Raw genomic sequence first — 23,852 nt, 5'->3', positions numbered from 1 at the left:
CTAGATCGCAGATGAAGCGTGGTTTGTGCTGCTAGCGGGGGTGCTACCGGTAGCAGGGGTGGGTGCTACCGGTAGCACCGTGCCGGGCCTATGCCGCGCCCGGCTCTCCGTTACGCTCCGCAATCGCTTTGAGGAGGTCGGTGCGGACGATGCCGCGGCGGGTGGTGCGGGTTCCGTCGTCCGTGGTGCCGGCGACGTCGCGGGTCTTGATGCCGTGCGGCTTGAGCGCGGACGTGACGTTCTCGCCCTTCCACCCGCCGTAGACGTCGGGGCGCAGTTCGGCGAGGCGGACGGCGATCCGCTCGTTCCACACCCGCTCCTCCGTCTCCGGCACGACGGCGGCGACGTCGGCGAGCAGGTCGTAGGACGGGCCCGCGACCTGCTCGGGGGCTTCCCCGAGGGCGTAGCCGGCGAGGGTTCCGGCCTGCTCGCGTGCCTTGCGGGCGCGGCGGGCGATCCGGTCGGCGTTGGGGGCGTCGACGTAGACGCTGCGGATGATCCGGGCGTCGGAGCCGTCGCCGACGAAGTAGGCGATGCCCTTGTCCGCCCACGAGAACATCGTGGCCCGTACGCCCCGCTTGTATGAGGACGTGCCCAGGACCATGTCGTTCTCGGTCTGGCCCATGACCTTCATGCACAGCCGGACGCCCGCGTTCGCGCTGATCCCGGTGGGCAGGGACTTGGCGTCGGGGCGCTGGGTGGCCAGCATCAGCACGATCCCGGTTGCGGGGCCGCGTTTGACCAGGTCGGTGCAGATGTCCTCGAACTCTTTGCCGTACTTCTCGTGCTCGAACCACACCTGGCATTCGTCCACGCAGATGACGATGGGGTGCAGTCCGAGGCTGGGCTTGGAGGCGAGGTCGCTGGTCACCTTGGACTCGGGGCAGATGTCCCGGGGCAGGGAGCGGATCACCTTGGCGCGGCGGCGCAGTTCCCCGCGGACCTCGCGCATGTCGGCGATCGCGTACTCGATGTCTTCGTCTTCCTCGCCGGCCCGGTGCCGGTAGGAGACGTGTTCCCCGACCGGGTCCAGGTCGCCGGTTCCCTTGAGGTCGTAGGTGTGCAGCTCCGCACGCGGGTCCAACGCTGCGATCAGGGCGAACAGGCGCAGCAGGAACGTCTTGCCCATCCGGGGGATCGCACCGATGATCGCCGCGATGTACATGAACGTGAGCCCGACCCAGCGTCCGCGCTGGTCGGTGGAGAAGTCGACGGGCTTGAACAGGTCGACCGTGCCGGCCTTGGCCAGCGGCCACGCCGGGGGCTTGGCCCGGTTCATGTCCTGGTCGCCGACCCACAGCACGAGGTGCCCGGTGTGCTCGTCGGCGACCGCCTCCGGCCACACGCAGCCCAGCGGGCGGCGTAGACCCGAGGCGAGGCGTTCGCGCCGCTCGATGATGTCCGTGACCGTCACGCCGTAGGGGAGGTTGCCCTCCGCACGCCAGCCGGGCCCGTCGCGGGTGATCGGGGCGGTGAACTCGAACCCGTCCCTACCCTTGCCCTGCGCCTGGTTGATCGCCGGAATGCCCAGCGCACCCAGGGCACGCAGCACGATGTCACTGGTGAGCTTGACGGCCTTGGGCATCTCCACCGCGCGGTGGATGACCGGGGCGTCGGCCTTGCGGCCGGCGAACCCGAGCGCCATCACGACCGCGCCGACCGACAGAGCCTGAAGCCAGTCGGGGGCGAGGACGTAGATGGCGAGCGCCGACCCGAGGCCGACGAACATCCCGAGCACCGCCACGAGGGTGCGCAGGCGGACCCGGCCGTCGCGCTGCCGGGACAGCTTCAGGTACTCCGCCGCGTCCTCGCGCCGGACGGCGGCGAGGCGGACGGGTTCGCCCTCGCGGTCGGCCATCCACCGCACCGTGCCGCCCACGAACTTCGCCAGCCCGGCCGGAGCCTGGAAGGTGAGGCGAGCGGCGTAGACCGGCGAGCGCAGCGCGTGGTAGCCGGCCGCGTGAGCGTAGTGGCGGGCCACCCACGCAGACGCGGTGCGCAGTTCGGCGGTCGACTGGAGCCAGACCGGGACGACCGACCGGCGCTTCGCGGCGGCGAGCCGACCGAGGTAGCCGGGACCGGTCGCGGTCGGGGCGGGCAAGTCGACCAACCGGCGGACGGTCGGGTCGGCCGACTCGTTCCCCGACTCGTCGGGGGTGGAGTCGGCCGACTGGTCGGCGGTGGGTCGGGCGGTGGAGTCGGCCAACTGGGCACGGGCCGACCGCAGCTGGTCGAGGTCGACCACCTCGCCCGACAGGTCGGGCAGGTCGAGGTCGCGGGTGCTGGGCGAGTCGGTGATGTGGAGCGGCTCACCGGAGAGTTCGGCTTCCAGCCGGTTGAAGAGTTCGTTGTCGTCGTCGGGGTGCTTCACTGAAGGTTCCTTCCAAATGCGGGAGGGTGGGCCCGGCCGGCGCTGTAGGAGGTTGACGGCCGGGCCCGTGAGAAGAGCGTGGGGCGAAACCCGCCCTACGCAGCCACGCAATGTGCGTGGGTTGTGCTGTCAGGCGGCGCGCTGTTCGTCGGTGGCCAGACACAGGCCGCAGATGCCGTACGAGCGGGGGATGCAGTAGCCCACGTCCAGACAGCACTTCGGGCAGGTGCGGCGGGCGAGCATCGCGAGCGCGAGCGCGAGCGCACCCCACTTGCGCGACGTCATCGGCCGTACAGCCAGGGCAAGTTCCTCGCGGTAGAGGTAGGCCACCCGAGGCGTTCCAGTACGCCGGTTGGTGCGCATGATCTGAGCGGCTATCGGCTGGCCCCCGGGCCGCAGGCCACGGGCCCGTAACTGCCGGCGCGTGGCCAGCCCGGCGGGGGCAAGCTTCCAGGGGTAGGTGGGCACGCCGTAGAGCGCACCGGACGGGTCGTAGCACTTGCCCCACGCGGCCGACATCACGCGGCCACCGCGACCACGGGCGCAGCGTCGTGGGTGCCCGTGCGGCCGGCGCGGCGGCCGATGACCGTGGCGAACAGCCGACCCAGTCCCGCCCGGCGCATTCCGGCGCGAGCCTGCTTGGCCGTGTACATCGCCTCATCCGCCCGCCGCAGCAGACCTGACAGGTCATCGGCGGGGAAGTCCGCCGCACGCACCCACCCGAGCGAGACCGTGGTGTGTACGGCCGAGTCTTGGCCGTCGACCGGCCGGGCCAGCACACCGTGAAGCATCGTGAGCAGGTCGGCGGCGGTGCCGTGGTCGTCCATGAGGACGGCCGCGAACTCATCGCCCCCGAGCCGCCCGGCGACGCCGCTACGGCCGACGTGGTGGGCGAGGCGGGCGGCGGTCGCCTGCAAGAGGGCGTCGCCGGCCGCGTGGCCGTAGGTGTCGTTGATGTGCTTGAACTTGTCGACGTCGGCGAGGACGACGACCGCCCGCGGGTCCTTCAGCAGCACGGTGGCGCGGCGGGTGAATCCGTCGCGGGTGCGCAGACCGGTGAGCGGGTCACGGCGGGCCGTGTTCAGACGGCCGCGCAGCCAGCGAACATGCGCCGCCCACCCGCCCGCCATCGGCAGGCCGGATATCAGGATGGTGGCCAGGGTGTTCACGCGGCCACCTCCTGCTCGTTGTCAGCTGCGGGGGTGAACAGGATGCGTCCTTGGGCCCGTTCGGCGAGCAGGGCGTCACGAACGGTGCGGGCCGGTGCGGAGCCGCAGTGCAGTTCCTTGCGGAGCGCTTCGGCGTTGACCGCGTCGTTCGTCCAGCCGGCCGTGATCACGCGCGCCTCGGTCAGCAGGTCGGCCAGCGAGCGCGGTGGTGTCTTCGCCCTGGGCTTGGCGGGCCGCTTGCATGGGGCCTTGGGCGCCTCGGGTGTGGTTTCCTGCGGAGCCTGCTCCGGCCCCGGTGCGTCCGCGACGTTTGCGGTGGCCGGGGCGAGTTCCCCCAGGCGCAGCAGGACGCGTTCGCGGCGCGGTGTCTTATGCCGCCAGCCACGGCCGTACTGCTCGCGCAGATCCGCACGGGCCAGCAGCCGCTCACGCTCCAGCGCGAGCGCATCACCGTAGGAGGTGACCTCCCACAGCGTCATCCGCCGCCACAGCGCGAACGTCGACACCGGGGCCAGCAGCCACCGCGAGAACCGGATCTTCTCCATCCGCCGGCCGGTGACCGCGCCGATCCGTACCGCGTAGACATGGGCACCGATCTCCGAGAACACCACCCACAGCAACGGCATCGTCCCGTGCGCCAGCTTCGCCGACAACGACGTACCGGCCGCGACGTTCAGCCAGCACGTGACCAGGGTGAGCACCCACGGCACGAACCGGACCCACCCGAGCGCCATGTCCAGCCGGATCAACAGCAGGTTGGCCAGCGTGAACACCGGGATCGCGACGTCGATCGCGATGGGAAGGGTGTGCGGGTTGCTGAAGCTCCACCGCGCCGCGGCAAGGGACACCGCATCGAAGGAGGAGTACAGCCCCAGGGCACCGACCGCAGCGGCGGCGAGCGCTCCGAGGCCGGCGAGCCCCATCTCCGGGCGTGTCAGCGGCGGCACCTTCGGACGCTCGATGACCTGCTCAGTGGTCATGCCGCACCCCCGATGGCGAGCAGAACGGCGAGCACCAGCAGGGCGCCGCCCGCGCGGGTGAGGTCGACGGCGCGGCGCAGGCAGGTGAACTTGGCGACCGCGAGGCGGGACAGTCCGGCGATGTCCGCGGCGAGATCCGTCGACATGCTCTCGGCGATCTCCGCCGGGGTGAGGGTCGCCCACAGCGTGAAGCCGTGGCGGCCCTTCAAGTTGGGGCGCACTGCCGTGAGCAGCACGCTGGCCGCGGCGACTAACAGCGCCATCCCGAGCACCCCGACCACGACAGCCAGGGCGTTGAGCGGGAGGGAGTTGCCGGCCGTCCAGGCGCTGGCCAGGACCGCGCCGACGAACGCCAGCAGCAGTGCGGTCTTGTTGTCGGTCCGCGCGATCTCTGCCTTTACTTCGGCATGCGCGGCCATCAGGCTCCGCCCGTCCGTGGCGCTCATGCCGCGGCCCCCTTGCGCGCGGTACGGCGGCGCCGGCTGGGGCGTGCCAGCGGGACAACGTCGAACACGTCCGGGTTGTCCTCGATGACCTCCGCAGCGACACGGATCAGGTCGTCGGGAAGGTTGGGGAAGTCCGCGAGGATGTCGCGCGCCGCGTCGAGGCGGGCCGCGCGCTCTTCGTCCGTCTCGCCCTCGACCCCGAGCCACAGCTCAACCGGGGTGCCGAGCGCCAGCTCCGCGAAGTCCGCGCGAGATACGGCCTGTTGGCGGCCGATGAACGTACGCATGACAGCTCCTGAAGTGGGAGGGACACGAAACCGGAGAGCCGCAGGCGTGTTGGTGAGACGGCGACTACTCCGGAAGAACCCGAACCGCAGAGCGGCAGGGAAGAGCGCCCCGACCAGGAGTCGAACCCGGCCTACGACCATCGGGGCAGCAGTGCATGTCTCCTTCATCGCGACCGCGCTCCCGTGTGAGGTAGAGCCGTCCGGCCGCGAAATAGGCGTATGGAGACGTGACCTTTCGGTCTGAGCCCTCCGGTGAATGCCAAGGCGCCGGGTCGCCTCCCCCCGTCCAGTGCGGGGCTCCTGGTCGTGCGGTCTTGCAGGTCAAGCACTTGCAGACACAGCCAGCGAAGCCCTTTCGGGCTCGCTGTGCTGATGCGTAACAGCATGTACTAGCACGTACCACCGCGCAAGAGGTCCGCGGAGATTCGTGCTAGGTCGTACTAGGGGTGGGTACGCTCGTGGCGTGATGAGCGCTGAAATCTCGAAAGACGATCCGAGACCGGAGTCCGAGCAGGCGGCCGACATCCTGCGACAAGAGATCCTGCGCGGCGACATCAAGGCGGGCGCCCACGTGGGCTCCGTGCGAGATCTGGCTACGCGCTTCAAGATCTCCGGAATGACGGTGCAGCGAGCCCTTGCCATCCTGCGCGAGGATGGGCTCATCATGACCACGTCGCGCGGCAGCTACGCCCGCGATCCGCAGCAAGCCACGGACTCCAGCGGGGCCGAAGCGGTTGTCGACCTCCCCGAAGTCCTCCGCCAACTCGAACATCTCACCTCCCAGGTCTCGGAACTGCGCGGCAGGCTCGAAGCGCTCGAAAGCCGCTCCGCGCCGGGTGGTGCGTGATCTGCAACCAGCATGCTGGGAACGGGAGTTGAGAGGTAAGTGACAGCCAGGGGACGGCAGAACGGAGCTGGGGACATGTCCGGTGACACCCGCCTGTCACCTTCCCTGTCCCCCCGGCTCGCGCGCGAGACTCGGAGCAGGCACTCGGAGGAGGGCGCATGACCGACGACAGGCCCGCATGGGCGCGGCGCATCGCGGCTGAGCGGATGGCGCGCGACTGGTCACAGCGAGACGCAGTCAGGGCTCTGCGAGCGCACGCTCCCACGGAGCTGCCGGCGGAAGAGAGCATGATCCGGCAGTGGAAGCGCTGGGAGTCGGGGCAGATGCCGAACGACTTTTACCAGCCGATCATCGCGGCCCTCTTCGGCACGGTGACCCGCGCGCTGTTCCCCGGACCCGCGCGGCGGGACGGAGACAGGGAGATCCTGGCAGCGTCCGGCATGGAAACGCTGGAGATCGTGAGCCGCCTCAACCGGTCCGACGTCGACAACGCCACTCTCGATGCTCTGCGGATCACGACAGATCGGCTCGCCTCGGAGTACCCGTACATGCCGAGCGAACAACTCCTCATCGAGGGCCGCCAGTGGCTTCGCCGCGTGGTCGAACTCCACACGAAGAGCCTCACGCTCGCGCAGCACCGCGAGGTGCTCGCCCTGTCCGGTTGGCTCGCGCTACTGGTCGGCTGTGTGGAGTACGACACGGGCGACCGTCACGCGGCCGAGTCGACCCGACAGGCTGCTCTTTCGCTCGCCACCGAGGCGGACCATGCGGAGGTCGCCGGGTGGGCACACGAGATGCGGGCATGGTTCGCCCTCACGACCGGCGACTACCGCGGTGTCATCGCGGCATCGCAGGCCGGAGCCGAGGTAGCGCAGCACCACGGCGTGGCCGTCCAGCTTGCAGCACAGGAGGCCAAGGCATGGGCGCGGATCGGTGACCGCCGACAAGTCGAGGTGGCCTTGGACAAGGGGCGGCGACTCCTCGAAGGGATGCCGTATCCCGTGAACCTGGACAACCATTTCGTAGTTGACCCAGCCAAGTTCGACTTCTACTCGATGGACTGCTACCGGCTCGTCGGCGAAGACAAACTTGCTCGCACGCTCGCCGAAGAGGTGTTGAGGGCAGGAACGGACTTCGACGGCACCGAGCGCTCGCCGATGCGGAATGCCGAAGCACGCGTCACGCTGGGCGTCACGGCGGCACGGGAGGGCGACTTGGAACAGGCACTGACGATGGGCGAACGAGCCCTCGAAGGGGACCGCCAGTCGGTGCCGTCGCTCATCATGACCAGTCGCGAACTCGCAGCTGAAATGAGGCGCCGATACGCGTCAGAGCCCGCGGCACAGGACTACCTCACGCGGCTGCAAGAACTGGGATCAGAGAAACCAGGTTTCCTTCCACAGTAACCAGTATTCCATCATTCATGCTTACGTCGATCAAAACCATTTAGCGCGACACTAACATTATTCATTTCCACATATGCGAAGTAAAGACGCGGTAGCACAATGACAAACAAGAGGATGATATAGCTACTGATCCCTGTGGCCATAGCAGCCAGGACGCCCGTGAGATGACCTTTAGCGGAAACGCTGACATTCATCCCTAGAACAAGCACAGCAGCATTGAGGGCACAAAAAAGAGAGCCCGTGAGCAGGTGTGCCGCAGTCTCATCCAGCATCCCCCGCTCAGCCTCAAATCGATCCGAACTCTCATTTGCATTTATATCTGTGATCTTGAGTCGCAGAGTGGAAAGGTGAGTGAAGGCGCTCAACATACCGCCGGCGAGCAAAGAGACTCCGGTCAGCAAGGGAGCGGGGGCAGCCAACTCCCCACCCCGCGAGAACATGACGACACCAATCCCCACAGGCAGCACCAACATAAGGGCGCGCATCGGACGATCCGGTCGGCTGACTTGGCGCTCAGAGTTCCCCAGACGGGAACGACCGTCCGTGAGGCCTTTCCAATGTCCACGAAGGATGGGAACAAAGTTCAGCCGACTGAACACAGCGCGCCGCCTCCCCGAATGGCTACGAGACCGGCCAATCGAAGGCCACCTTTGCCGCCACCTGAAGCGACATGGCTACGTCTCTAACAGCATGATAGAACTCGGGTGTGACAACGGCCCGATCCTCCGACAGCCGGTAGGTGAACACGTCCGCCATGTGGTGGGGGTTCACGCGCTTCACCTGCCCGTCGGGGTCTTTAATTTCAACCCAGCCATCATCAAGCTGAATGTTCTCGATTTCAGGACCCGCAATTGCAGCGAGTTGACGGACGCCGATTTCCTGCGCGACAGATCGCTCCAAGGGAGTCTCGCGCTCTTTCTCTTCAACCAACCAGCCACGCACCACTTGCTTCACTTCGTTAAATTTCCCAGAACTAGCGAGCGAGTGCGTGATGGTCAGTTCGTTCGTCTTCCGCACCGCATCCACACCGATTGCGTGTCGCACAAGCACCAACTTCTGAGCCGCCCCCTCGTTGATCATTTGCTCCAAGCGTTCTTCGTCGGCGATAGGCTTAATCGAGGGGCGCCACCATACACCTTCACCGTCTTCAGAGGCTCCCTCCTCTTGAGACTTCTTCTTAAGCCACTTCCCGAGCAGAGCATGGGGACATGACCGACCAATGCTTTCTACTGCCAGGAAACCCTTGTCTCCTTCATCGGGAATCGCCAGAACGATCCGGAATTCATTACTGGCAGCACGGTCACTGATGTGGAGATCTGCGGTTGAGTCTCCTTCACCGATAGCCCTCTCATGGCTACCGAACTTGCCGGCCTGAAGGCGTGCGCGGATGGTGTTATCCCGCAATTCGACGGAATCCACACGAAAGGCAGGGCTGCCGAAATTGTCAGCCTCCGTAGCCCTCTCGTCGTCAGGAAGAGCCGGATCACCAACAGCCGTAGAGAGGGAAAGCGACTTGAGTAGACGTAGTGCAATGTCCCTGTAGTGCTCGCCATCGCAGTCTTGAAACTTCGTGACCTTCTGCCTGTTACAGCGGTAGATCTGGATGGTGAAGAGCTTGAAGCCGTACGTGGTCACTCATGTCTCCTGGCGGGCGATGCACCGACTCGTGCGATCGACTGACTACCCCGACATCTTCACAGATCTGGAACGCAGTTGCACAAGGGACGTCAAAGAGCAGTAATTTGATCATGCCCGAACCCTCGAAGAGAGCGCACCAAGCAACCGCACCACTGCCGGATGAGGGCTCATCCGATCACTTATCGCCATCAACAACCGTTCCAAGCAGTGGCGTTGGGAAGATGGGGCTCGCAGGAAGCCGGCCACAGGAACGGGTGGAGGGGTACGTGACAGAAGAAGTCCAGCCGAACACGATCAAGCAGATGTGGACAAACTCGCTCGAAGATGCCAAGAGCGCTCTGGAGTCCGCCGCGGAGCTAGGTCTTGGAATCGACATCTCCAGTGAGTACCACCCCGCAGGTCGTGATGGCGAACAAACACTGTGGTGGAGCATCACGTTGTACGACGACATCCCCGAGAGGGACCCCGACTCGGAGGAGTAGACGGTCCGTACCACCTCGACGGGAGGGGGCCAAACGGGGGGCCAAACCAGGCAGGCACACGAGGACCACCCTGGACAGTCACGGACAGGTCTGGAAGGAAACGCGCAGGTGAGGTCCCGCGTACCCACGCCAACAAGTGCCCGATCGCGTTCGGGACGAAGAGGTCGTGGGTTCAAATCCCGCCACCCCGACGCTGAAGTACCAGGTCAGGGGCCTGATCCACTTGATGGATCAGGCCCCTGACTGGTCCTGGAGATCGTTTGGGAGAAATCTGGGAGAAGATCTTGGTCGGCTTCCCCCAGGAGCAGTCTCCAGTGCCGCAGGAAGAGCGGCGCCTGCGCGCCCTCGGACCTGCGCGTTCGCGAATCCAGGGCTCGTAGCTGACCAGGAGCATCCGTGCGGGCCACGCCAGCGGCCGTTAGGAACACCGCACATGGCAGGTCACCGCTCAACGCCTCCCCACGAACACGCCCGTGCGCTCGCCCAGCGAGTACGTGGGTTGCGGGAGGGCCGCGAGTGGACGCATGAGCGGCTGGCCAGCGATCCAGCCAGGTTTCTTCACGGTCGGCCCGGTCGCCGAGGCTTTTGCGGTCTCCCTCGATGATCTGTTCCGAGCGGCCCAGGTACCGCCCGTCACACCCGGTCTCTGGTCGGCCGGATACGAAGGGCGGGACATCGACTCGTTCGTCACCTCGCTCGTCGGGAGCAGCATCGATGTCGTGGCGGACACGCGGCTCACCCCGATCAGCCGCAAGAAGGGCTCCAGCAAAACCCGCCTCGCGGAGCAGCTGGCCGAGACCGGCATCAAGTACACCCCACCTGCGCGGCCTGGGCCAGTCCCAAGGACAACCGGGAGCCCTTGGGACGGCCGCCTCGAAGTAGGCCGGGCGCGCTTCCGCGGCCCACTTCGGTCCGAAGAAGCGCAGGCCGATCTCAACCGCCTCACGGAGCACTGCCCGGCAGTCGCGAGTGGCAGCGCCCTGCTTCGAGAAGGATGAGAGCCGCTGCCATCGACAGGTCATCCTGGAGACCGTTCGCAAGCGCGCCGCCGTGCCGGTGGCCCCTCTGGCCCGACTTGACCCCTTCCGTCCTCATGCGCCCTTGCCAGCGGCGCATGCTTCTCCTCCAATCGGATCGGGAAGATCCGTGGAGGGGGCAACCATGAGATCGGGGCATCGGCCACCCGCAACGATCATGATCAAGACGTATCCGGAGCTGTCAAGAAGACGTATCCGGAGCTGTCAAGCAAGTACCGCGGGACGAGTTGCGTGGCGGGCATACGCCTGGACCACTCGCATCGCACACCGCGGCCACCAAGGGCGAGGAGGACCGCACTGGCTTTGGAGAGAATGCGTGAAGGGGCCGTCGACGCCTCCAGCGGGATGGCTGTACGGTGCGCTGATGCCCTTGCCCCGGTCCGTCTCGCGCCCGCTGCCCCGATACGGTCCTCCGCGTCCGGGTGGCCTGCGGCGTCGGCCGTGGTGGCATCGTGCATGGGGACTGTGCGCGGTGCTTTTGGGCGCTTTCACACTGATGTGGGCGGTCAGTAGATTCACTGCCCTGCCCGGGGCGGTAGCGGAGGAGCAGGGGTTCCTCTCGGCCGTCCCGTGCACTGCGGCCGGAGCCGGCGCCGACCGGGCGGATTGTCTGCACACTGTGCGAGCCACCGTGACGGAAACAGTGATCCAGAGCTCAGGGAGAGACGAGACGTACCGGCTCGAACTATCGGGCCCTGCTCCGGCGTCCGGCTCACTCGACATGGGTTCCCCGGGCCCCTTGCTGAAGCGGTTGCACCCAGGTGACCTGGTAAGCGTCACCGTCTGGCGGCGCTACGCGACGGCCGTCAGCCGGGGCGGCCTCACTCAGGAGACCAATGACAACCCCGTTGGCGACCCGGATATCGACACCGCTCTGGCTCTGGGAGCGCTGGCCTGCGGAACTTACCTACTGGGGGCCGGTGGCTGCGCGCTGCTGGGAGCGCGCCGTGCAGCCGAGCACGGCTTGCCCGCTTCCCTGATCCCGTTGGGCAAGGCCACGGTCGGTGCGGCACTGACGGCTTGGCTGGCCTGTCTTGTCGGCGTCGGGTGGGAAGGGCCTGTGGGGGTGGTGGTTGCCTGGCTGGTGATGCTGCCGGTGGTCGGGTGGATCGTTGTGGTACGAGAGCGCCACGCCAAGCGCCGCTGAGGCATGGGCGGCCCTGAAGGTCGCCACGATCATCGCTTCGTTCGCAGTTCGTGGTCCGCGCGTCGGAGTCGTTCTGGAATTGCGCAGCCAAGTTGGCGGTGGTGTCGAAACTCGCGGACATCTCTGGGCGGCGTGATCGCCGGCCGCCGATCTGGGCCGCGCACGAGATCGACGGAGGTGCAGGATTTGGGACGCTGAGATCCACTGCGCGGAAACTCCATGGGCGGTCCGAAGAACAAGCAACTGAGTTGCGCTACGGGACCGACCGCGACGGACACCCGTCAGGAATCTCTTGGTCCGGCAACCGTTTTGGTGTGTGTTCCTGTTGGGCCAGCCGCGGCTGCATCCCGGCAATGGTCAGTGGGGCGCGGAGCCGTCCTCGGCGATCATGGCCAGCAGGACGTCGTCCCGCCGCACCACGCCCCGTGCCGTTCGCTGTTCGATGGCCGCGAGCAGTCGCCTGCGGTCGGCCAGGGCCACGAACGTCATGCTCGTCGTGGTGCGTGTCCCGTCGGCGCCGACCAGCGTCAGTGCCCACATAGGCGGGCGACGGCTCAGCGCCTTTGCCGACACCGACTGGAGTTGGGCCATGCTGATCGAGACGTTGCGGAACGGCTGCCGCACGGTGACCGTGGCGGGGGTGACAGTGACGACGAAGAGCCGGCGAAGGACCAGGAGGGTAAGAAGGAGGAACACCGTGGCTCCGACGAGGATCCATCGGTCGACGCTGTTGTCGGTCAGGGCCGCTTTGAACGCGAAGAAGGCGATAAAGAGGGAGGAAACCTTCGCCGCTTGCCAGATGTTGGGGCGGATGGAGATGACGTCTGAGGTCCTGTTCACAAGGCTCGCTCGAGGTGTGTAATCGGGAGGCCGACGCCCTGTCGCCGCCGCGGTGCGGGGCGGCGACAGGGCACGTTCGGCCGGTGGTCAGCCGGGAGGCAGTACCTTCCGGGTCATCCGCCGCAGATCTTGCGGATGTTGTCGATGGTCTTTTCGATCGGGGCCCCCTTCATACCGAAGCCCCACGAGACCGCCTTCCTCCCCGCGTATCCGGTACCGCCGGCCTCGGCCCCGAGGACCGACGCCTGTGCCGCGCAGTCCCATCCGGAGCCGTATCTGCACTTGTCGTAGGTGACCGCGATCTGCGTCACGAGCATGACTGCTGTCGCGATCCCCGCCACCGGAAGCAGAACCGGTGCGCAGACCGGACACAGGGCCGACCCGATCGTGGCCACGATGGCGACGCCACCGGCGATGGCGCTGATGTTGGAGATGGTGTCCACGTGCTTGTGGATGAAATGGTCCGTCGCCGAAGCAGCGTGGCACAGTGAGCTGGCCCAGGACCAGCACAGACCGGTCAGGTCGGCGAGGTTGAGCGGATTGCCGGCGACGTAGACGTACGCCTCCAGAGTGTTGTCGACCTCGGGGTCCACCGTCAGGAACTGAGCGGTGGCGGGGTCGTAGTAACGGGCTCGGAGGTAGACCAGGCCGGATTCGGCGTCCGTGTACTGGCCGGTGTACTGCAGCGGCGTTGACGCTGTTCCGGTGTGGCCGAGGACCGCGCCGTACTGGGTGTAGTCGTAGGTGCAGTCGACCGCGCCGCTGCTGTCCGTCAGGGCACGGGTGGAGCCCAACTGGTCGTGGAAGTACCACTGGGTGTCGCCCGAGCCGATCTGTTCGACGGGCATGTTGGCCGGCCCGTATACGTAGTCGGTCGTGCCGTCGGAGAGCAGGTCGGGAATGTCAGCGGCGTCCCACGTGAAGGACGCTGTGGTGGTACCGACGGTCTTGGATGCGCGCAGGCCGTTCCCGTCGTAGGTGTAGGTCGCCGTGGTGGAGCCGGTGTCGGTGGCAGTGAGGTGGCCGGCCTGGTCGTAGGTGTAGGTCGTGGTGGTGCTCCCGTCCGTGGTCTGGGTGCGGTTGCCCTGGTCGTCGTAGGTGTAGGTGGTGGCGCCGGTCGGAGCGGTGGCGCAGTCCGGGTTGGCAGGCATGGTCCCCGTCGTGGACCAGCACAGTTGGTTCGCCGGGTCGAAGGTCTGGCCGGTGGTGCCGACCTGGACCGGGTTATCGGCGGCGTCGTAGCCGAAGGATGTGACGGTGGAGCCAGCAGTGGCTGACTTCAGCTGCTCGTTGTCCGTGTACTGGTAGGTCTGTGCGCCGCCGGGAACGCCGGTGGGGGTCTGGCCGCTGAGCTGGCCCGCGTCGTCATGGGTGTATGTGAGCAAGGCGAGAGTGGTCGTGCCCTTGGTGAGGGTGTCGGACGTGGCTTGCCCTGCGTCGTCGTGGCCGGTGGTCGCGGTGGTGCCGTTGGGGTAGGTGGTGGACTCCCACTGGCTGTCTGCGGTGTAGCCGAAAGCCGTGGTGTTGCCGTTCCAGTCCTTGACGCCGGTCAGCCGGTCCGCCTTGTCGAAGGTACGGGTGACCGTGTGCCCGGTCGAGTCGGGGTAGGTGATGGAGGTGGCATAGTCGTTCTCGTCGTAGCCGTAGCCGACCGCGTTGCCTGCGCCGTTGGTCTGGGCTGTGAGGTCGCCGAAGGCGTTGTAGGTCCATGTGCTGGTGCCGGTGCCGTCGGTCATCGAGGTGCGGTGGCCAAGCGGGCCGTAGTCGATGGTGGTGACATCGGCGGTGGAGGTGTCGGAGTAGTCGATGCCGGTGACGTTGCCCGCCGGGTCGTAGGCGTAGGTGGTGGTGCGGTTCGAGGGATCGGTGACTTGGGTGAGGTTGCCCGCAGCATCGTAGGCGGACGTGGTGGTGTGTTGGTCCGGGTCGGTGCGGCTGGTGCGGCGGCCTTGGGCGTCGTAGCCGTACGTGGTTACGGCGCCGGCCGCGTCGGTGGTCTTGTCGATCGTGCCGTCAGCGTTGTAGGCGGTCTTCGTTACGGTGCCGTCGGGCCGTGTGACGGTGGTGTTCCGGTCCTGGGCGTCGTAGCCGTATTGGGTGTTCTTGTCGTTGCCGTCGGTGGCGGAGGTGCGGTTGCCGTTGGCGTCGTAGGTCGCCTTGGTGGTGTGGCCGAGCGGATCGGTCGTCGTCGTCCGGTTGCCCCACGCGTCGTAGGCGTAGGTGGTACAGCCCTTGGCAGGTGGCGTGCAGCCAGGCGCGGTGCCCGCGGCGGTACCGACCGGGGAGACCTGGGACGTCCTCAGGCCGCGGTCGGTGTCGTAGCCGTACTGGGTCTTGTCACCTTCCGGGTCGATGGTGGTCGTGAGGTCGCCCGCGTCGTCGTAGGTCGCTTTGGTGGTGTTGCCGCGGGCGTCGACGGTGCGGTTGACGTCGCCCGGGTGGGCGGTGTCGTCGTAGTAGGTGCTCGTGGTGCGGGCGGCCGTGCTGCCGTCGGCAGGCTGCTGGGTCGTGCTGGTGAGCAACCCGAATCCGCTGCCGGAGGCGGCGATGTGGTCGGCCTTGTCGTAGGTGTAGTCGGTGCGCAGGCCGGCCGGGTCGATCGTGGTGATCGGGTTGTCGTTGTCGTCGTAGGAGTTGGTGGTGGTGAAGCCGCGGGCGTCGCTGGCGGAGATCTGGTTGCCGTGGTCGTCGTAGGCGAAGGTCTGCAGGTTGCCGTCGGGGTCGCTGATGGAGGTGATGCCGAGGCTGATCGGGTCGTAGGTGTAGGACCAGGTCCCGGCGTCCTGCGTGCCGTAGCCGCGGGTCTCGGACTGCAGCATGCCGTCGGCGTAGGTGTAGAGGATCTTGTGGCCGGACGGGTCGGTCACCAGGGTCTGACCGTCGGTCAGGCCCGTGTCCACATTCGGGCCGTAGGCGAAGCCGGTGGTCTTCCCCATCGGGTCGGTCTGGGTGACCACGCGCTCAGAGGCGTCGTACGTCATCGACGTCACCGGGGTCGGCGAAGCGTCGCTGCCGTACTGGACCGGCTTGCGCATCGTCTTCATCAGGTGTGACGAGTCGTACGTGTACTGGTAGTGGTCGTCGTCCTCAAGGCTCGGCGAGCGGGTGGTACCCACGCCGTACACGTCGGTGAGGTTGTCGTTGGCGTCGTAGCCGTAGGTGACGGTGCGTCCGGCGGTGTCGGTGAGGGCGGTGATGTGGCTGCCGGTCCACGTCAGTGTGTAGACGCGGCCGCCCGGGTCGGTGATCGTGTGCAGGTTGCCGTCGCCGTCGTAGACCAATGTCGTGGCGTATGCAGGGCTGGCCTTGCTGCCGACCAGATCGGTCTCCGCCGTCAGATGTCCGGTCGCGGTGTCGAAGGTGAAGATGTCCCTCGACTTGCGGGTGAAGACGTAGTCGGAGCCGGACTTGGTCAGGGTCGCGTCGTAGCGCGGGGCGCTGGGCGTGTAGGTGCCCGAGGAGTCGGTGAAGGTGACCTGGGAACCGTCCTCCTGCTTGATGGTGACGTCGCCGCTGGTGCTGTCGGTGGTAGCGCTCAGGTTGTACGAGTACGTCCAGCCCCAGCCGAAGGGGCCGTTCTCGGCGAGCGCGGCGTTCGGGCCGTCGGGGCTGGCCAGGGCGGAGGCGTAGGTGCGGGTGAAGTCCAGCGGCATGCCGCGGCCGGGCGTCGACAGGTCGGTGAAGGTGTCCCCGAAGTAGCCGGTGCTGGTGTCGACCGGGTCACCGGCGGTGCGCCGCACACAACCGCACTGCACCCAGGCCGGGTTGCTGCCCTTGGGCGCGTCCTTGACGCCGGGCGGACCGCCGATCGGCTTGCCCGGCGTGCCGCCCTCCGGGATGAAAGCGACCGCGTCGTAGGCGACGTCGTAGTCGGCGTAGTTGATGTTGCCGGAGCCCGTGATGTCGCTCTTGTTGGTGAGTTTGACGGTGGCGCCGTCCTCCATCGCGAAGGTGCCGATGGTCACCCACTCCTCGGATCCCCAGTCCTGGTTCACCCGGATCTTCCACGAGCTGGCGCCGCCGCCGGGGTTGATGGTGTAGACGACGTTGGTGGAACTGGCTGCTGTGGACGGGAAGTGCAGCTTGATCTTGTAGTACTGCAGTTTCGGCAGGTTCGGCATCCAGGTGCCGGTGTTGATCTCGGCCGGGTTGGAGCCGTCCTCGGTGTGGGTGAACAGCACGTGGCCGCCGAAGCCGACGCCGAGCTGGTGGGTGTCGAGTGAGCCGATCGGGTCGCCGTCGCTGTTGGTGCCGGGCGTATAGGTGAAGGTGCCGTCCTGGGACCAGTTGGACGATCCGCAGCCGACCAGGTTCAGTGGCGGCTGGCTCTGCGACTCGTCCACGATGACCGGAGACCCGTGTCCCTCGTCGTGCACGTGCGTGGTGTCCAGCGAGCAGGACGGCGGGTGCGGGTGCGGTTTGACAACTGCGGGTTCACTCGACCCGGCGCCTGCGCTGTAGCTGCTGGTGGCGCATGTCGTGGAGCAGTCGGAGATGAAGGTGACGGGGTGGTGCCACCAGCACTCGGAGTCCGCCAGGGAGCAGTAGTCCGAGCTCTGCTGTCCGGTCGGGTCGCACAGGTTGTCGCTGGTGCAGAACGCGTCGACCGGTGGGATCTGCAGCCAGCTCTTGCCGCCGTGGTAGTCCGGCGTGGCGTACGCGGGCTCGTTGAAGCGCAGGATCGGCCGGCCCATCCAGCCCATGATCCGCTCCTGGTAGGGCCAGCTCGCCGGGTGTGAGGCGTCCGCGTAGGAGTCTCGCAGGTACGGGGTGCGGGTGGGCGGGTAGTCCGGGTTCACCGGGTTGTTGGACCAGCCCAGACCCCACGTGCCATCCGGGCCCGTGCAGTCGGGGCCGGGGGTGCAGCCAGTGGTGTTGCCGAACGCGGCCGTCGGCTGGATACCGGAGTTGTACGCCCAGGCGGCGAAGTACCAGTTCTCCAGGTACTTCGGGTCACCGCCGTTGACGGTGATACCGGCGTCGTAGAGCTGGTTCCAGGTGCGCTCCAGGATCTGCAGACCGGCGGAGACGTTCTCCTGGTAGTCCACGGCGATCTTCCACTGGCCGTGGGCCGAGTACTTGGTGTCCCCGGCGGCCATGCCCGTGGTCACCTGGCCCAGGCCGTAGCCGCAGTCGGCCTTGGAGTAGTCCATGTGGGTGATCGAGCCACCGGCGCCGTAGTAGTCGGCGATCAGCGGGTTGCCGGGGATTCCCGGCAGTGCGTGCCAGGACGCCTGGCTGTAGTTGCTCTCCTGCGCCACGATCGCCTGGTAGACCGAGCGGGGCACCGTGTCCCAGCTGTCGCTGGAGGGGTGCTCCAGGGCGACCTTGCCGAAGTCGTCGTTCGGGGAGTAGGCGACCAGGCCGAGGTTCGCGTAGTTGGCGAGCCGCTGGTAGGCGGAGCCGGTCAGCAGGCCCTGTTCGGCCATCTGCACCGCCCAGGACACCTGCGCGGTGCCCGGTTGCATGACCTGCCGGTTCTCCTCGTTGCGGCCCACCGAGCACTTCGGGGTCGTGGAGGCCGCAGTGGTCGCCGTCGTCAGGGTGCCGGAGGTGCCGGCAACGGTGGCCGAAGACACCGCGCTCGTGTTCTTCTTCAGCGGCGCGACGGCAGCGGTCGCCGAGGCCACTTGGGTCCGATCGGGGGCCGTGTATGCGGACTGGGTCACAGACGCTGTGCTTCCCGTCGCGGTGGGCGCGGCCTTGGGAAGGACAGTCGACGTTCGTACAGACGCGCCCGGTGGTGCCCTCTTGATCAGCTTGCCGCTGCGGGTGGCCAGGATCAGCGGTGTGGACGCCTTGGTCTTGCTGCCGAGGCCCATCACGGCGCCGCCGTCCAGCGAGACTCCCGACACGCCGTTCGCACCGTGGGGAAGCGCGTGCGTGTCGATCCTGCGGATGCCGGACTTGGCGGATGCCACGGTCGCGCCGATCGCGATGGCGTGGCCGGACCGGCCCTGCAGCAGGCGCAGTTGGGCGTGCTTGCCTTCACCGAGTTCCGACAGCTTGCCCGACCGCTCCCGCAAGATCAGCGACGTCTGGTGACTGTCTCGCTGCACCGCGAAGTCGACACCGCCGCCGGCTGCCGGCCGTAGGTCGTAGGCCATGCCGCCGACGTCGGCCAGCTGCTTCGGACGGGCAGTCGACTTACCGTTGTTCTTTGCAGGCAGCCGCACCAGAGAACCGCCCAGCACACCGACCGGGCCGTCGGCGGTGGGCACCACGCTGGTCACCTGGCCGTCGACAGTGACGCTGCTTTGGACTTTCCCGGACGGCATGTCCACGGTCAGCACCTGCGTACGACGCTGGTTCTCGCCCGGGCTGACGGTGAACTCCGCAGTGTCGCCAAGGCCGCAGCCCGGCGAGTGGTACTTCAGCGCGACGCCACCCGCGACCGCCTTCACCGTACCGCTGCGCAGGTTCACGGTGTAGGCGAAGGCGCCGTGGTCACGGGCCGCGGCCAAATTCACCGAACCGGCGGGCAGGATTGATACTGCAGCGTACCGGCCGTCACCGGACACGCACTGGTAGCCGGTCCATGATGCGTCGTCGATGCCTGCCGGACGCAGCACAGCCAGTTCGCGCCAGTTGTAGCCGCCGGCACCGGTGGCCACATCGATGTGGTACCCGGAACCGTCGCCCCAGCCGTTGACCATCACATCGGCCGCCGGGCCCGTGGCGTCCTTGGGGGATGACACGTACGACAAGGGCTTTGACGCCTTGTCCGTCGTGCTCTGGCTTGCTGCGGCGGCCGGGGAGACGGCGCCTGCTATCAGAGCGCCGGCGAGGAGCAGCACTCCTGGCGCGCCGAGCGTCGGCCATCTCCGCATGACGGCCCTGCTGGGCCGTCTGGAATGTCTTCTGCGGTGGAACATGATCCTCCCAAGGTGTCCATTCATTGACGGACTCCGCAGCCATGCCGTCGTGCGTGATGGCGGCTCAGCAACGGAGAGCTTCCAGAGGTGCGACCCGAGCGGCACGCAAGGGCCGGATACACCCCCGCGAGGAACCGGACCACCACTGCGACAGGGATGGCGGGGCGGCCGGATGGCCACAGGCGCCCCGGAGCAGCGTTCCGGGGCGCCTGTCGTCAGCCGTTCGCCTGGTGTCGCATGTGCTGTGACGACTCAGGCGGCCGGGCACCTCTGCTTGCGGACGTCAAGGATGCTGACGTCCATGCCCGTGAGCGGAGCACTTCCGATGCCTTGGAAGCTGACTTCCGACGAGGTGGTGATGTGCGGGTTGACTGCTCCGTCGATGGCCACGGCGTTGTCCACGTCGACGCCTTCGTAATCCCCGGTGAGGGTGACGCGAACGGTGACCGTGTAGATCGCGCGTGTGTCGCCGGTGTTGGTGACCGACACAGGCACGGTCACGACGTGGTCTTTGCGGCGCAGCTGGTACAGATTCACCTCTTTCGTGGCATCCGTGGCTACGACAACGCCGTTGGCGGGCAGCCCGTTTCTGGGCGCGTCCGTGGCGCAGGCATCACGCAGTGGGTCACGTACAGCGGTCGCGTCACCAGCGTGGGGAGAAGCGGCCACCGGTCTGCGCAAGTCGTCGTTGATGCTGTGAGCGAAGGCGACCGTTCCGTAGACCGCCGCGCCGACGAACGCGGCGGCCACGGCAGTGCCGATCACGACGCGGCATGCCGACATGGCGCTATCCCGCCAGGGCCGTCTTCGCGACGGCCAGAGCGGTTGTGTTGCGCGCCTTGGACTTGGTGAGTTCGTCCCGGTGATCAGCGATCTGCTGCTTCTGGACGGCCGTTTCGGCGTCGAACCAGATTTTCACAAGATCGGTGGACGTCTTGCAGTCGATGTCGGCGAGGGCAACATCGATCTCGTCCTGGGAAGGGGTTCCATCTGTATGAGGAACGATCTTGTCCGCGTTGTAGGGAGTGTCCACCGTGTAGCCCTTGGTGCTCATGCACTTGGACCAGGCCGTGATGGCGTCCTGAACGGCGGGCGCCTTCTGGGACTGGGTAAGACTCTGCCCGTCGAGTTCGGAGACGAGGGAGAAGTCGAGGTTGCGCGTGCCGAGTTGGTCATCCGCCCATCCGGCGCAGCCGTTCTTGTGGATTTCCTTGCCCTTGTAGGCGGCGGGCGCTGGCGTCCGGTTGGGGTCGTGCAGGTTGAGGCTGGTGTAGCCGGAGAAGACCTCGGTCTCTTCCGTGGTCATCTTCGGCAGCGTCGCGCCCTGCTGATGCTGGAGGTCGTCCGGCAGGCCGTAGCCGTACTTCTCTGCCGTGGCGCGGTCGGTGATGCCGTAACGGCGTTCGATGTTGGCGTCGTTGTCATTCGGCGGCGGAGTGCTCCCCGCGGGCGGCAGGGTGACGGTGAACCCGTAATCGGCCATGCACTGCTTCTGGAGATGGCGGGCGGCGTTGTCGAGGGTGACCGTGTCCTGATAGGTCTGCATGTAGTCCTCCAGGGGCAGGGACAAGCCCTTGGCCAGGCCGCTGCGCGGGGTAGCCGAAGGCCAGTTGGCCTTGTCCACGGTGGAGGACTCCTGGGCTATCGGCTCGGTTCTCGGCCCCTTCGCCTTGTTCGAGGTGTCGGCCGTGGAGGCGGAGCAGCCCGTCATCAGGGCTGCGGTGGCGGCGGCCACAACGATCGATGCGGTCTTGGCGTGGCGGTTCATCGCGGGTTCCTTACCAGTGGCCGGGGCGGTCAGGCGAAGTGCTCGGAGGCGTTCTCGTTCTTCAGCGTGGAATCGAGATCGGCCCAGTAGCAGTCGTAGGCGTAGGCGTGCCGGAAGTACTGGGAGTGCCCCAGATACCCGGAGTTGTAGTAGACGTAGTAGTTGTCCGCCGGGGCGCAGTTCCAGACCGAGGCGGCATTGTTCTTCACCTGCTGCCCGTTGCCGTTTCCGCCGTGGCCGAAGACGTATACGTAGGTGTAGAGAGTGGACCCCTGGTACTGGCTGGTACCGGCGTAGTCGTACACATCCCCGTAGAACGAGGCATAGCTCGTGAGGAGCTTTCCGCTCGAATCCACCGCGTACTGCATCGAACTGTAGTTCAGATTCAGGTCACCCGAGGAACAGCTGATCCACGGCACGTCGCAGTTGTCACTGACGTAGAACGTGGTTGCCGCCTGCGCAGGTGCCGCGCCAAACAGCAGAGCCGCACCCGCAGCGAGTACGGCTCCAGCCGCCACCAGTTTGGTACGAGCAGACTTGACCTTCATGATCCCCTCCCCCACAGGCGCCACGCAGCGCCGGCGACACAGTGTCAACAGCAGCCCATGCAGAGTTCTTTGCACACTGCAACGGATGCCATCGGCGAGAACCTACCACGGCACTGTGCAAAGATCCGTACAAATCTTCGACTCGGAGGCAGCCTGGAGCACGGGAACTGCATCCGCTCGCCTTCCAGCTCACGAGGACCAATCCCGGCACGTCCTCGGCTCATGCCACCCCATCAGCCGCTTGCGCACCCGGATCACCTTCGTGTCCGACTCTGCGAACGGTGAGCCAGCCATCGTCACGACCGACCGGACGGGCTCCCTGCGATTTGGATGCCCGGGCCTCCACGGCAGTCAACTCGGCGGCGCCCACTCCAAGATGAAACGAGATCACTCCGGGCGCCCATGAGCCCACCTCATCCAGCGATAGCACCACACCTGTCGCGATGAGCACGCCCACCCGCATCGGCGCTGAGCTGCATCAATGTGACGCACCCCGCCACCGCAACAGGCCGAATCCCTGGAGTAGCGGCGTTCCCGCGCCCAGAGCTGGAGCTGAGCGTCCGGCTCGATATTGGACCGCAGGGACGCCAGTCCAGGGCGCCAATAGATCTTCACATAGGCACCCAAAAGGGATTTTATTCGCGCATCAACTTTTGTATGAAGCAACAATTAGGTAACGGCAGCGCAGAACCTCAGGCTGGATGAGGCTGTTGACGTTGACCCCAGGGGAAACCTCCAGGACTTCAAGGGGGGGGTCTCCAAGACACGGTAGGAGTAACACAACGGGTAGGCCGTTCATGGCGGACGGCCTACCCACTCACCCACTCGACGGCGATTGCGAGGCGAACGCGCAGCCGGCCACAGGCCAGATCAGGAACTGGGGTTTGGCCAGTGCCTCGGTGGGGACGTCTTCGGATCGGTGACCTGTAGACGGTTGTGGCGCGAGGGATCGATGGCTGTGAGGGACACCAAACTGACCGTCCGCTGCTGCCAGTTCGGCGATAGCGTGAGGGAGTGCCGCGCACACGGTGGCTATGGCCGTGCCAAGTCCGACCAGGCCACCGTGCTTGTTGTTCTGGCGGTACTGGATCCGGTGGAGCCCGGATCGCGCGATCGCCTGGACTTCCATGGGCCGGTTCAGTTGCTTCACGTCGTTGGTGATGATCGCCTGGAAGCCCTCTGCCCGGGCCTTCGCATACAGCTCGATGTCCTTCGTGCCGGCCCAGCCATCCAATTCGTGGACGTGCACCACATGGTGCGCGGTCAGCAGGATGCGCACGATCTCTGCCATGGGTCTGGGGACATTCTCGTCGAGCAGCAGCTTCAAGCGGCAGCCTGCCGAGAGCCGTCGATGTAGCTGTCCACGTAGTCGCTGAAATCGACCGCGTCGCGTGCAGCCGCAGCACTGACACCGGGGTAGAAGTCGCTGACCTTGTCCGGCGGTACGCCGTCCCTCACCAGGGCAGCCACCTCTGCGGCCGGGATCCGTGTCCCTTCGATGACCGGCTCACCACCACGTACCGCAGGTTCGACGGCAACGTGGTCACGTGGCTTCAGCAGGTCGGGAATGTGGCGGCCGTCCCGGTAGAAAGGCGCCAGGACATCCACCAACTGGTGGATGACCACGTTCCCGCCCCTGATCAGATCGACGGCCTGCTCGGGCTCCGCCAGATAGATCGTGTCCGGTCCTGCGACAAGTGCGTAGGCGGACAGATGCTCACGCTCGCCCAGGTCCTCTCGAAGCGTGTCCACGGCCCTACGGATCTTTTGCAGTGAAGTCTCCTTACGGAGCTTCACACAGGCCCGCAGAGCCACCACGTCACGGAAGGAGTACAGGATCGGACGGGAGTCGGAAAGCTCCGGTACGAGCAGAGCGCCCCGCTTACCGGAAGCACGGCGCCAGTGGGACAGCTGCCGCAGAGTGGCACCGGAAGACGCAGCGGCGAGCTTCGGCTCATACGACACCGCGTTCCTCCTCTCCGCCCCCGTCGGACACGAGCCGACGGTACTT

At 66.6% G+C, this 23,852-nt stretch carries 20 protein-coding genes; 5 read left to right on the top strand and 15 right to left on the bottom strand.

Going from position 1 to position 23,852, the window contains the following annotated elements; translation table 11 throughout:
- Nucleotides 1-88: 88 nt before the first annotated feature.
- The 6 genes from ACFZDK_RS13895 to ACFZDK_RS13870 all read right to left on the bottom strand — a co-directional run bounded on the left by ACFZDK_RS13895 (nt 89) and on the right by ACFZDK_RS13870 (nt 5,253).
- Nucleotides 89-2,371 (bottom strand): cell division protein FtsK, encoded by a 2,283-nt coding sequence (locus ACFZDK_RS13895; protein ID WP_390972283.1) that lies wholly within the window; start codon nt 2,369-2,371, stop codon nt 89-91.
- Between the two features lie 129 nt (nt 2,372-2,500).
- Entirely contained in the window at nt 2,501-2,890 is a 390-nt protein-coding gene (locus tag ACFZDK_RS13890; protein ID WP_390972281.1) for an RRQRL motif-containing zinc-binding protein, read from the bottom strand.
- The gene (locus ACFZDK_RS13885) at nt 2,890-3,540 is read right to left on the bottom strand and encodes a diguanylate cyclase domain-containing protein (RefSeq protein ID WP_390972280.1); all 651 of its coding nucleotides are present in this window, start codon (nt 3,538-3,540) and stop codon (nt 2,890-2,892) included. Before ACFZDK_RS13885 ends, ACFZDK_RS13890 begins: the two co-directional genes overlap by 1 nt.
- Nucleotides 3,537-4,520: a DUF2637 domain-containing protein gene (locus ACFZDK_RS13880; RefSeq protein ID WP_390972279.1), complete on the bottom strand. Its 984-nt coding sequence runs from the start codon at nt 4,518-4,520 to the stop codon at nt 3,537-3,539. Before ACFZDK_RS13880 ends, ACFZDK_RS13885 begins: the two co-directional genes overlap by 4 nt.
- Nucleotides 4,517-4,966 (bottom strand): Pycsar system effector family protein, encoded by a 450-nt coding sequence (locus ACFZDK_RS13875; protein WP_390972278.1) that lies wholly within the window; start codon nt 4,964-4,966, stop codon nt 4,517-4,519. The genes ACFZDK_RS13880 and ACFZDK_RS13875 overlap by 4 nt, the downstream gene beginning before the upstream one ends.
- Nucleotides 4,963-5,253 carry a hypothetical protein gene (locus ACFZDK_RS13870; protein WP_390972276.1) on the bottom strand — a complete coding sequence of 97 codons (291 nt, stop codon included), beginning with the start codon at nt 5,251-5,253 and terminating at the stop codon, nt 4,963-4,965. The genes ACFZDK_RS13875 and ACFZDK_RS13870 overlap by 4 nt, the downstream gene beginning before the upstream one ends.
- Before the next feature lie 466 nt (nt 5,254-5,719).
- On the opposite strand from ACFZDK_RS13870, the gene ACFZDK_RS13865 reads away from it, so the two are divergent.
- Nucleotides 5,720-6,100, top strand: a complete 381-nt coding sequence (locus tag ACFZDK_RS13865) for a GntR family transcriptional regulator (protein ID WP_390972527.1) — start codon at nt 5,720-5,722, stop codon at nt 6,098-6,100.
- Between the two features lie 158 nt (nt 6,101-6,258).
- Nucleotides 6,259-7,506: an XRE family transcriptional regulator gene (locus ACFZDK_RS13860; RefSeq protein WP_390972274.1), complete on the top strand. Its 1,248-nt coding sequence runs from the start codon at nt 6,259-6,261 to the stop codon at nt 7,504-7,506.
- 11 nt (nt 7,507-7,517) lie between these two features.
- Here ACFZDK_RS13860 and ACFZDK_RS13855 read toward each other — a convergent pair whose 3' ends face one another.
- Together ACFZDK_RS13855 and ACFZDK_RS13850 are read right to left on the bottom strand one after the other, a co-directional pair.
- Nucleotides 7,518-7,991, bottom strand: a complete 474-nt coding sequence (locus ACFZDK_RS13855) for a hypothetical protein (RefSeq protein ID WP_390972272.1) — start codon at nt 7,989-7,991, stop codon at nt 7,518-7,520.
- A 136-nt stretch (nt 7,992-8,127) separates the two neighbouring features.
- Complete coding sequence (locus tag ACFZDK_RS13850; protein WP_390972270.1) at nt 8,128-9,141, bottom strand: hypothetical protein; 1,014 nt, start codon at nt 9,139-9,141, stop codon at nt 8,128-8,130.
- Between the two features lie 269 nt (nt 9,142-9,410).
- On the opposite strand from ACFZDK_RS13850, the gene ACFZDK_RS13845 reads away from it, so the two are divergent.
- From ACFZDK_RS13845 to ACFZDK_RS13835, 3 genes are all read left to right on the top strand, one after another.
- Nucleotides 9,411-9,626 (top strand): hypothetical protein, encoded by a 216-nt coding sequence (locus tag ACFZDK_RS13845; protein WP_390972269.1) that lies wholly within the window; start codon nt 9,411-9,413, stop codon nt 9,624-9,626.
- 524 nt (nt 9,627-10,150) lie between these two features.
- Nucleotides 10,151-10,624 (top strand): DUF488 family protein, encoded by a 474-nt coding sequence (locus tag ACFZDK_RS13840; RefSeq protein WP_390972268.1) that lies wholly within the window; start codon nt 10,151-10,153, stop codon nt 10,622-10,624.
- A gap of 778 nt (nt 10,625-11,402) precedes the next feature.
- Nucleotides 11,403-11,810, top strand: coding sequence for a hypothetical protein (locus tag ACFZDK_RS13835; protein ID WP_390972266.1), 408 nt, complete (start codon nt 11,403-11,405; stop codon nt 11,808-11,810).
- A gap of 357 nt (nt 11,811-12,167) precedes the next feature.
- On the opposite strand, the gene ACFZDK_RS13830 is transcribed toward ACFZDK_RS13835, so the two are convergent.
- The 7 genes from ACFZDK_RS13830 to ACFZDK_RS13800 all read right to left on the bottom strand — a co-directional run bounded on the left by ACFZDK_RS13830 (nt 12,168) and on the right by ACFZDK_RS13800 (nt 23,806).
- A complete protein-coding gene (locus tag ACFZDK_RS13830) occupies nt 12,168-12,650 on the bottom strand; it encodes a hypothetical protein (RefSeq protein ID WP_390972265.1) in 483 nt (160 codons plus the stop codon).
- A gap of 113 nt (nt 12,651-12,763) precedes the next feature.
- The gene (locus tag ACFZDK_RS13825; RefSeq protein WP_390972525.1) at nt 12,764-19,348 is read right to left on the bottom strand and encodes an RHS repeat-associated core domain-containing protein; all 6,585 of its coding nucleotides are present in this window, start codon (nt 19,346-19,348) and stop codon (nt 12,764-12,766) included.
- 429 nt (nt 19,349-19,777) lie between these two features.
- A complete protein-coding gene (locus ACFZDK_RS13820) occupies nt 19,778-20,290 on the bottom strand; it encodes a hypothetical protein (protein WP_390972264.1) in 513 nt (170 codons plus the stop codon).
- Nucleotides 20,291-20,312: 22 nt separating this feature from the next.
- The gene (locus tag ACFZDK_RS13815) at nt 20,313-21,293 is read right to left on the bottom strand and encodes a hypothetical protein (protein ID WP_390972262.1); all 981 of its coding nucleotides are present in this window, start codon (nt 21,291-21,293) and stop codon (nt 20,313-20,315) included.
- Between the two features lie 29 nt (nt 21,294-21,322).
- Nucleotides 21,323-21,841: a hypothetical protein gene (locus ACFZDK_RS13810; protein ID WP_390972261.1), complete on the bottom strand. Its 519-nt coding sequence runs from the start codon at nt 21,839-21,841 to the stop codon at nt 21,323-21,325.
- Between the two features lie 817 nt (nt 21,842-22,658).
- Complete coding sequence (locus tag ACFZDK_RS13805) at nt 22,659-23,168, bottom strand: DUF5615 family PIN-like protein (RefSeq protein ID WP_390972260.1); 510 nt, start codon at nt 23,166-23,168, stop codon at nt 22,659-22,661.
- Nucleotides 23,165-23,806 (bottom strand): DUF433 domain-containing protein, encoded by a 642-nt coding sequence (locus ACFZDK_RS13800; RefSeq protein ID WP_390972259.1) that lies wholly within the window; start codon nt 23,804-23,806, stop codon nt 23,165-23,167. The genes ACFZDK_RS13805 and ACFZDK_RS13800 overlap by 4 nt, the downstream gene beginning before the upstream one ends.
- Nucleotides 23,807-23,852: the final 46 nt, after the last annotated feature.

Source organism: Streptomyces sp. NPDC007901, assembly GCF_042959465.1.
In the GTDB taxonomy this organism is placed as follows: Bacteria; Actinomycetota; Actinomycetes; order Streptomycetales; family Streptomycetaceae; genus Streptomyces.
Note: the sequence above shows the minus strand (reverse complement) of the source record. Positions and strands in the feature narration are given on the sequence as shown.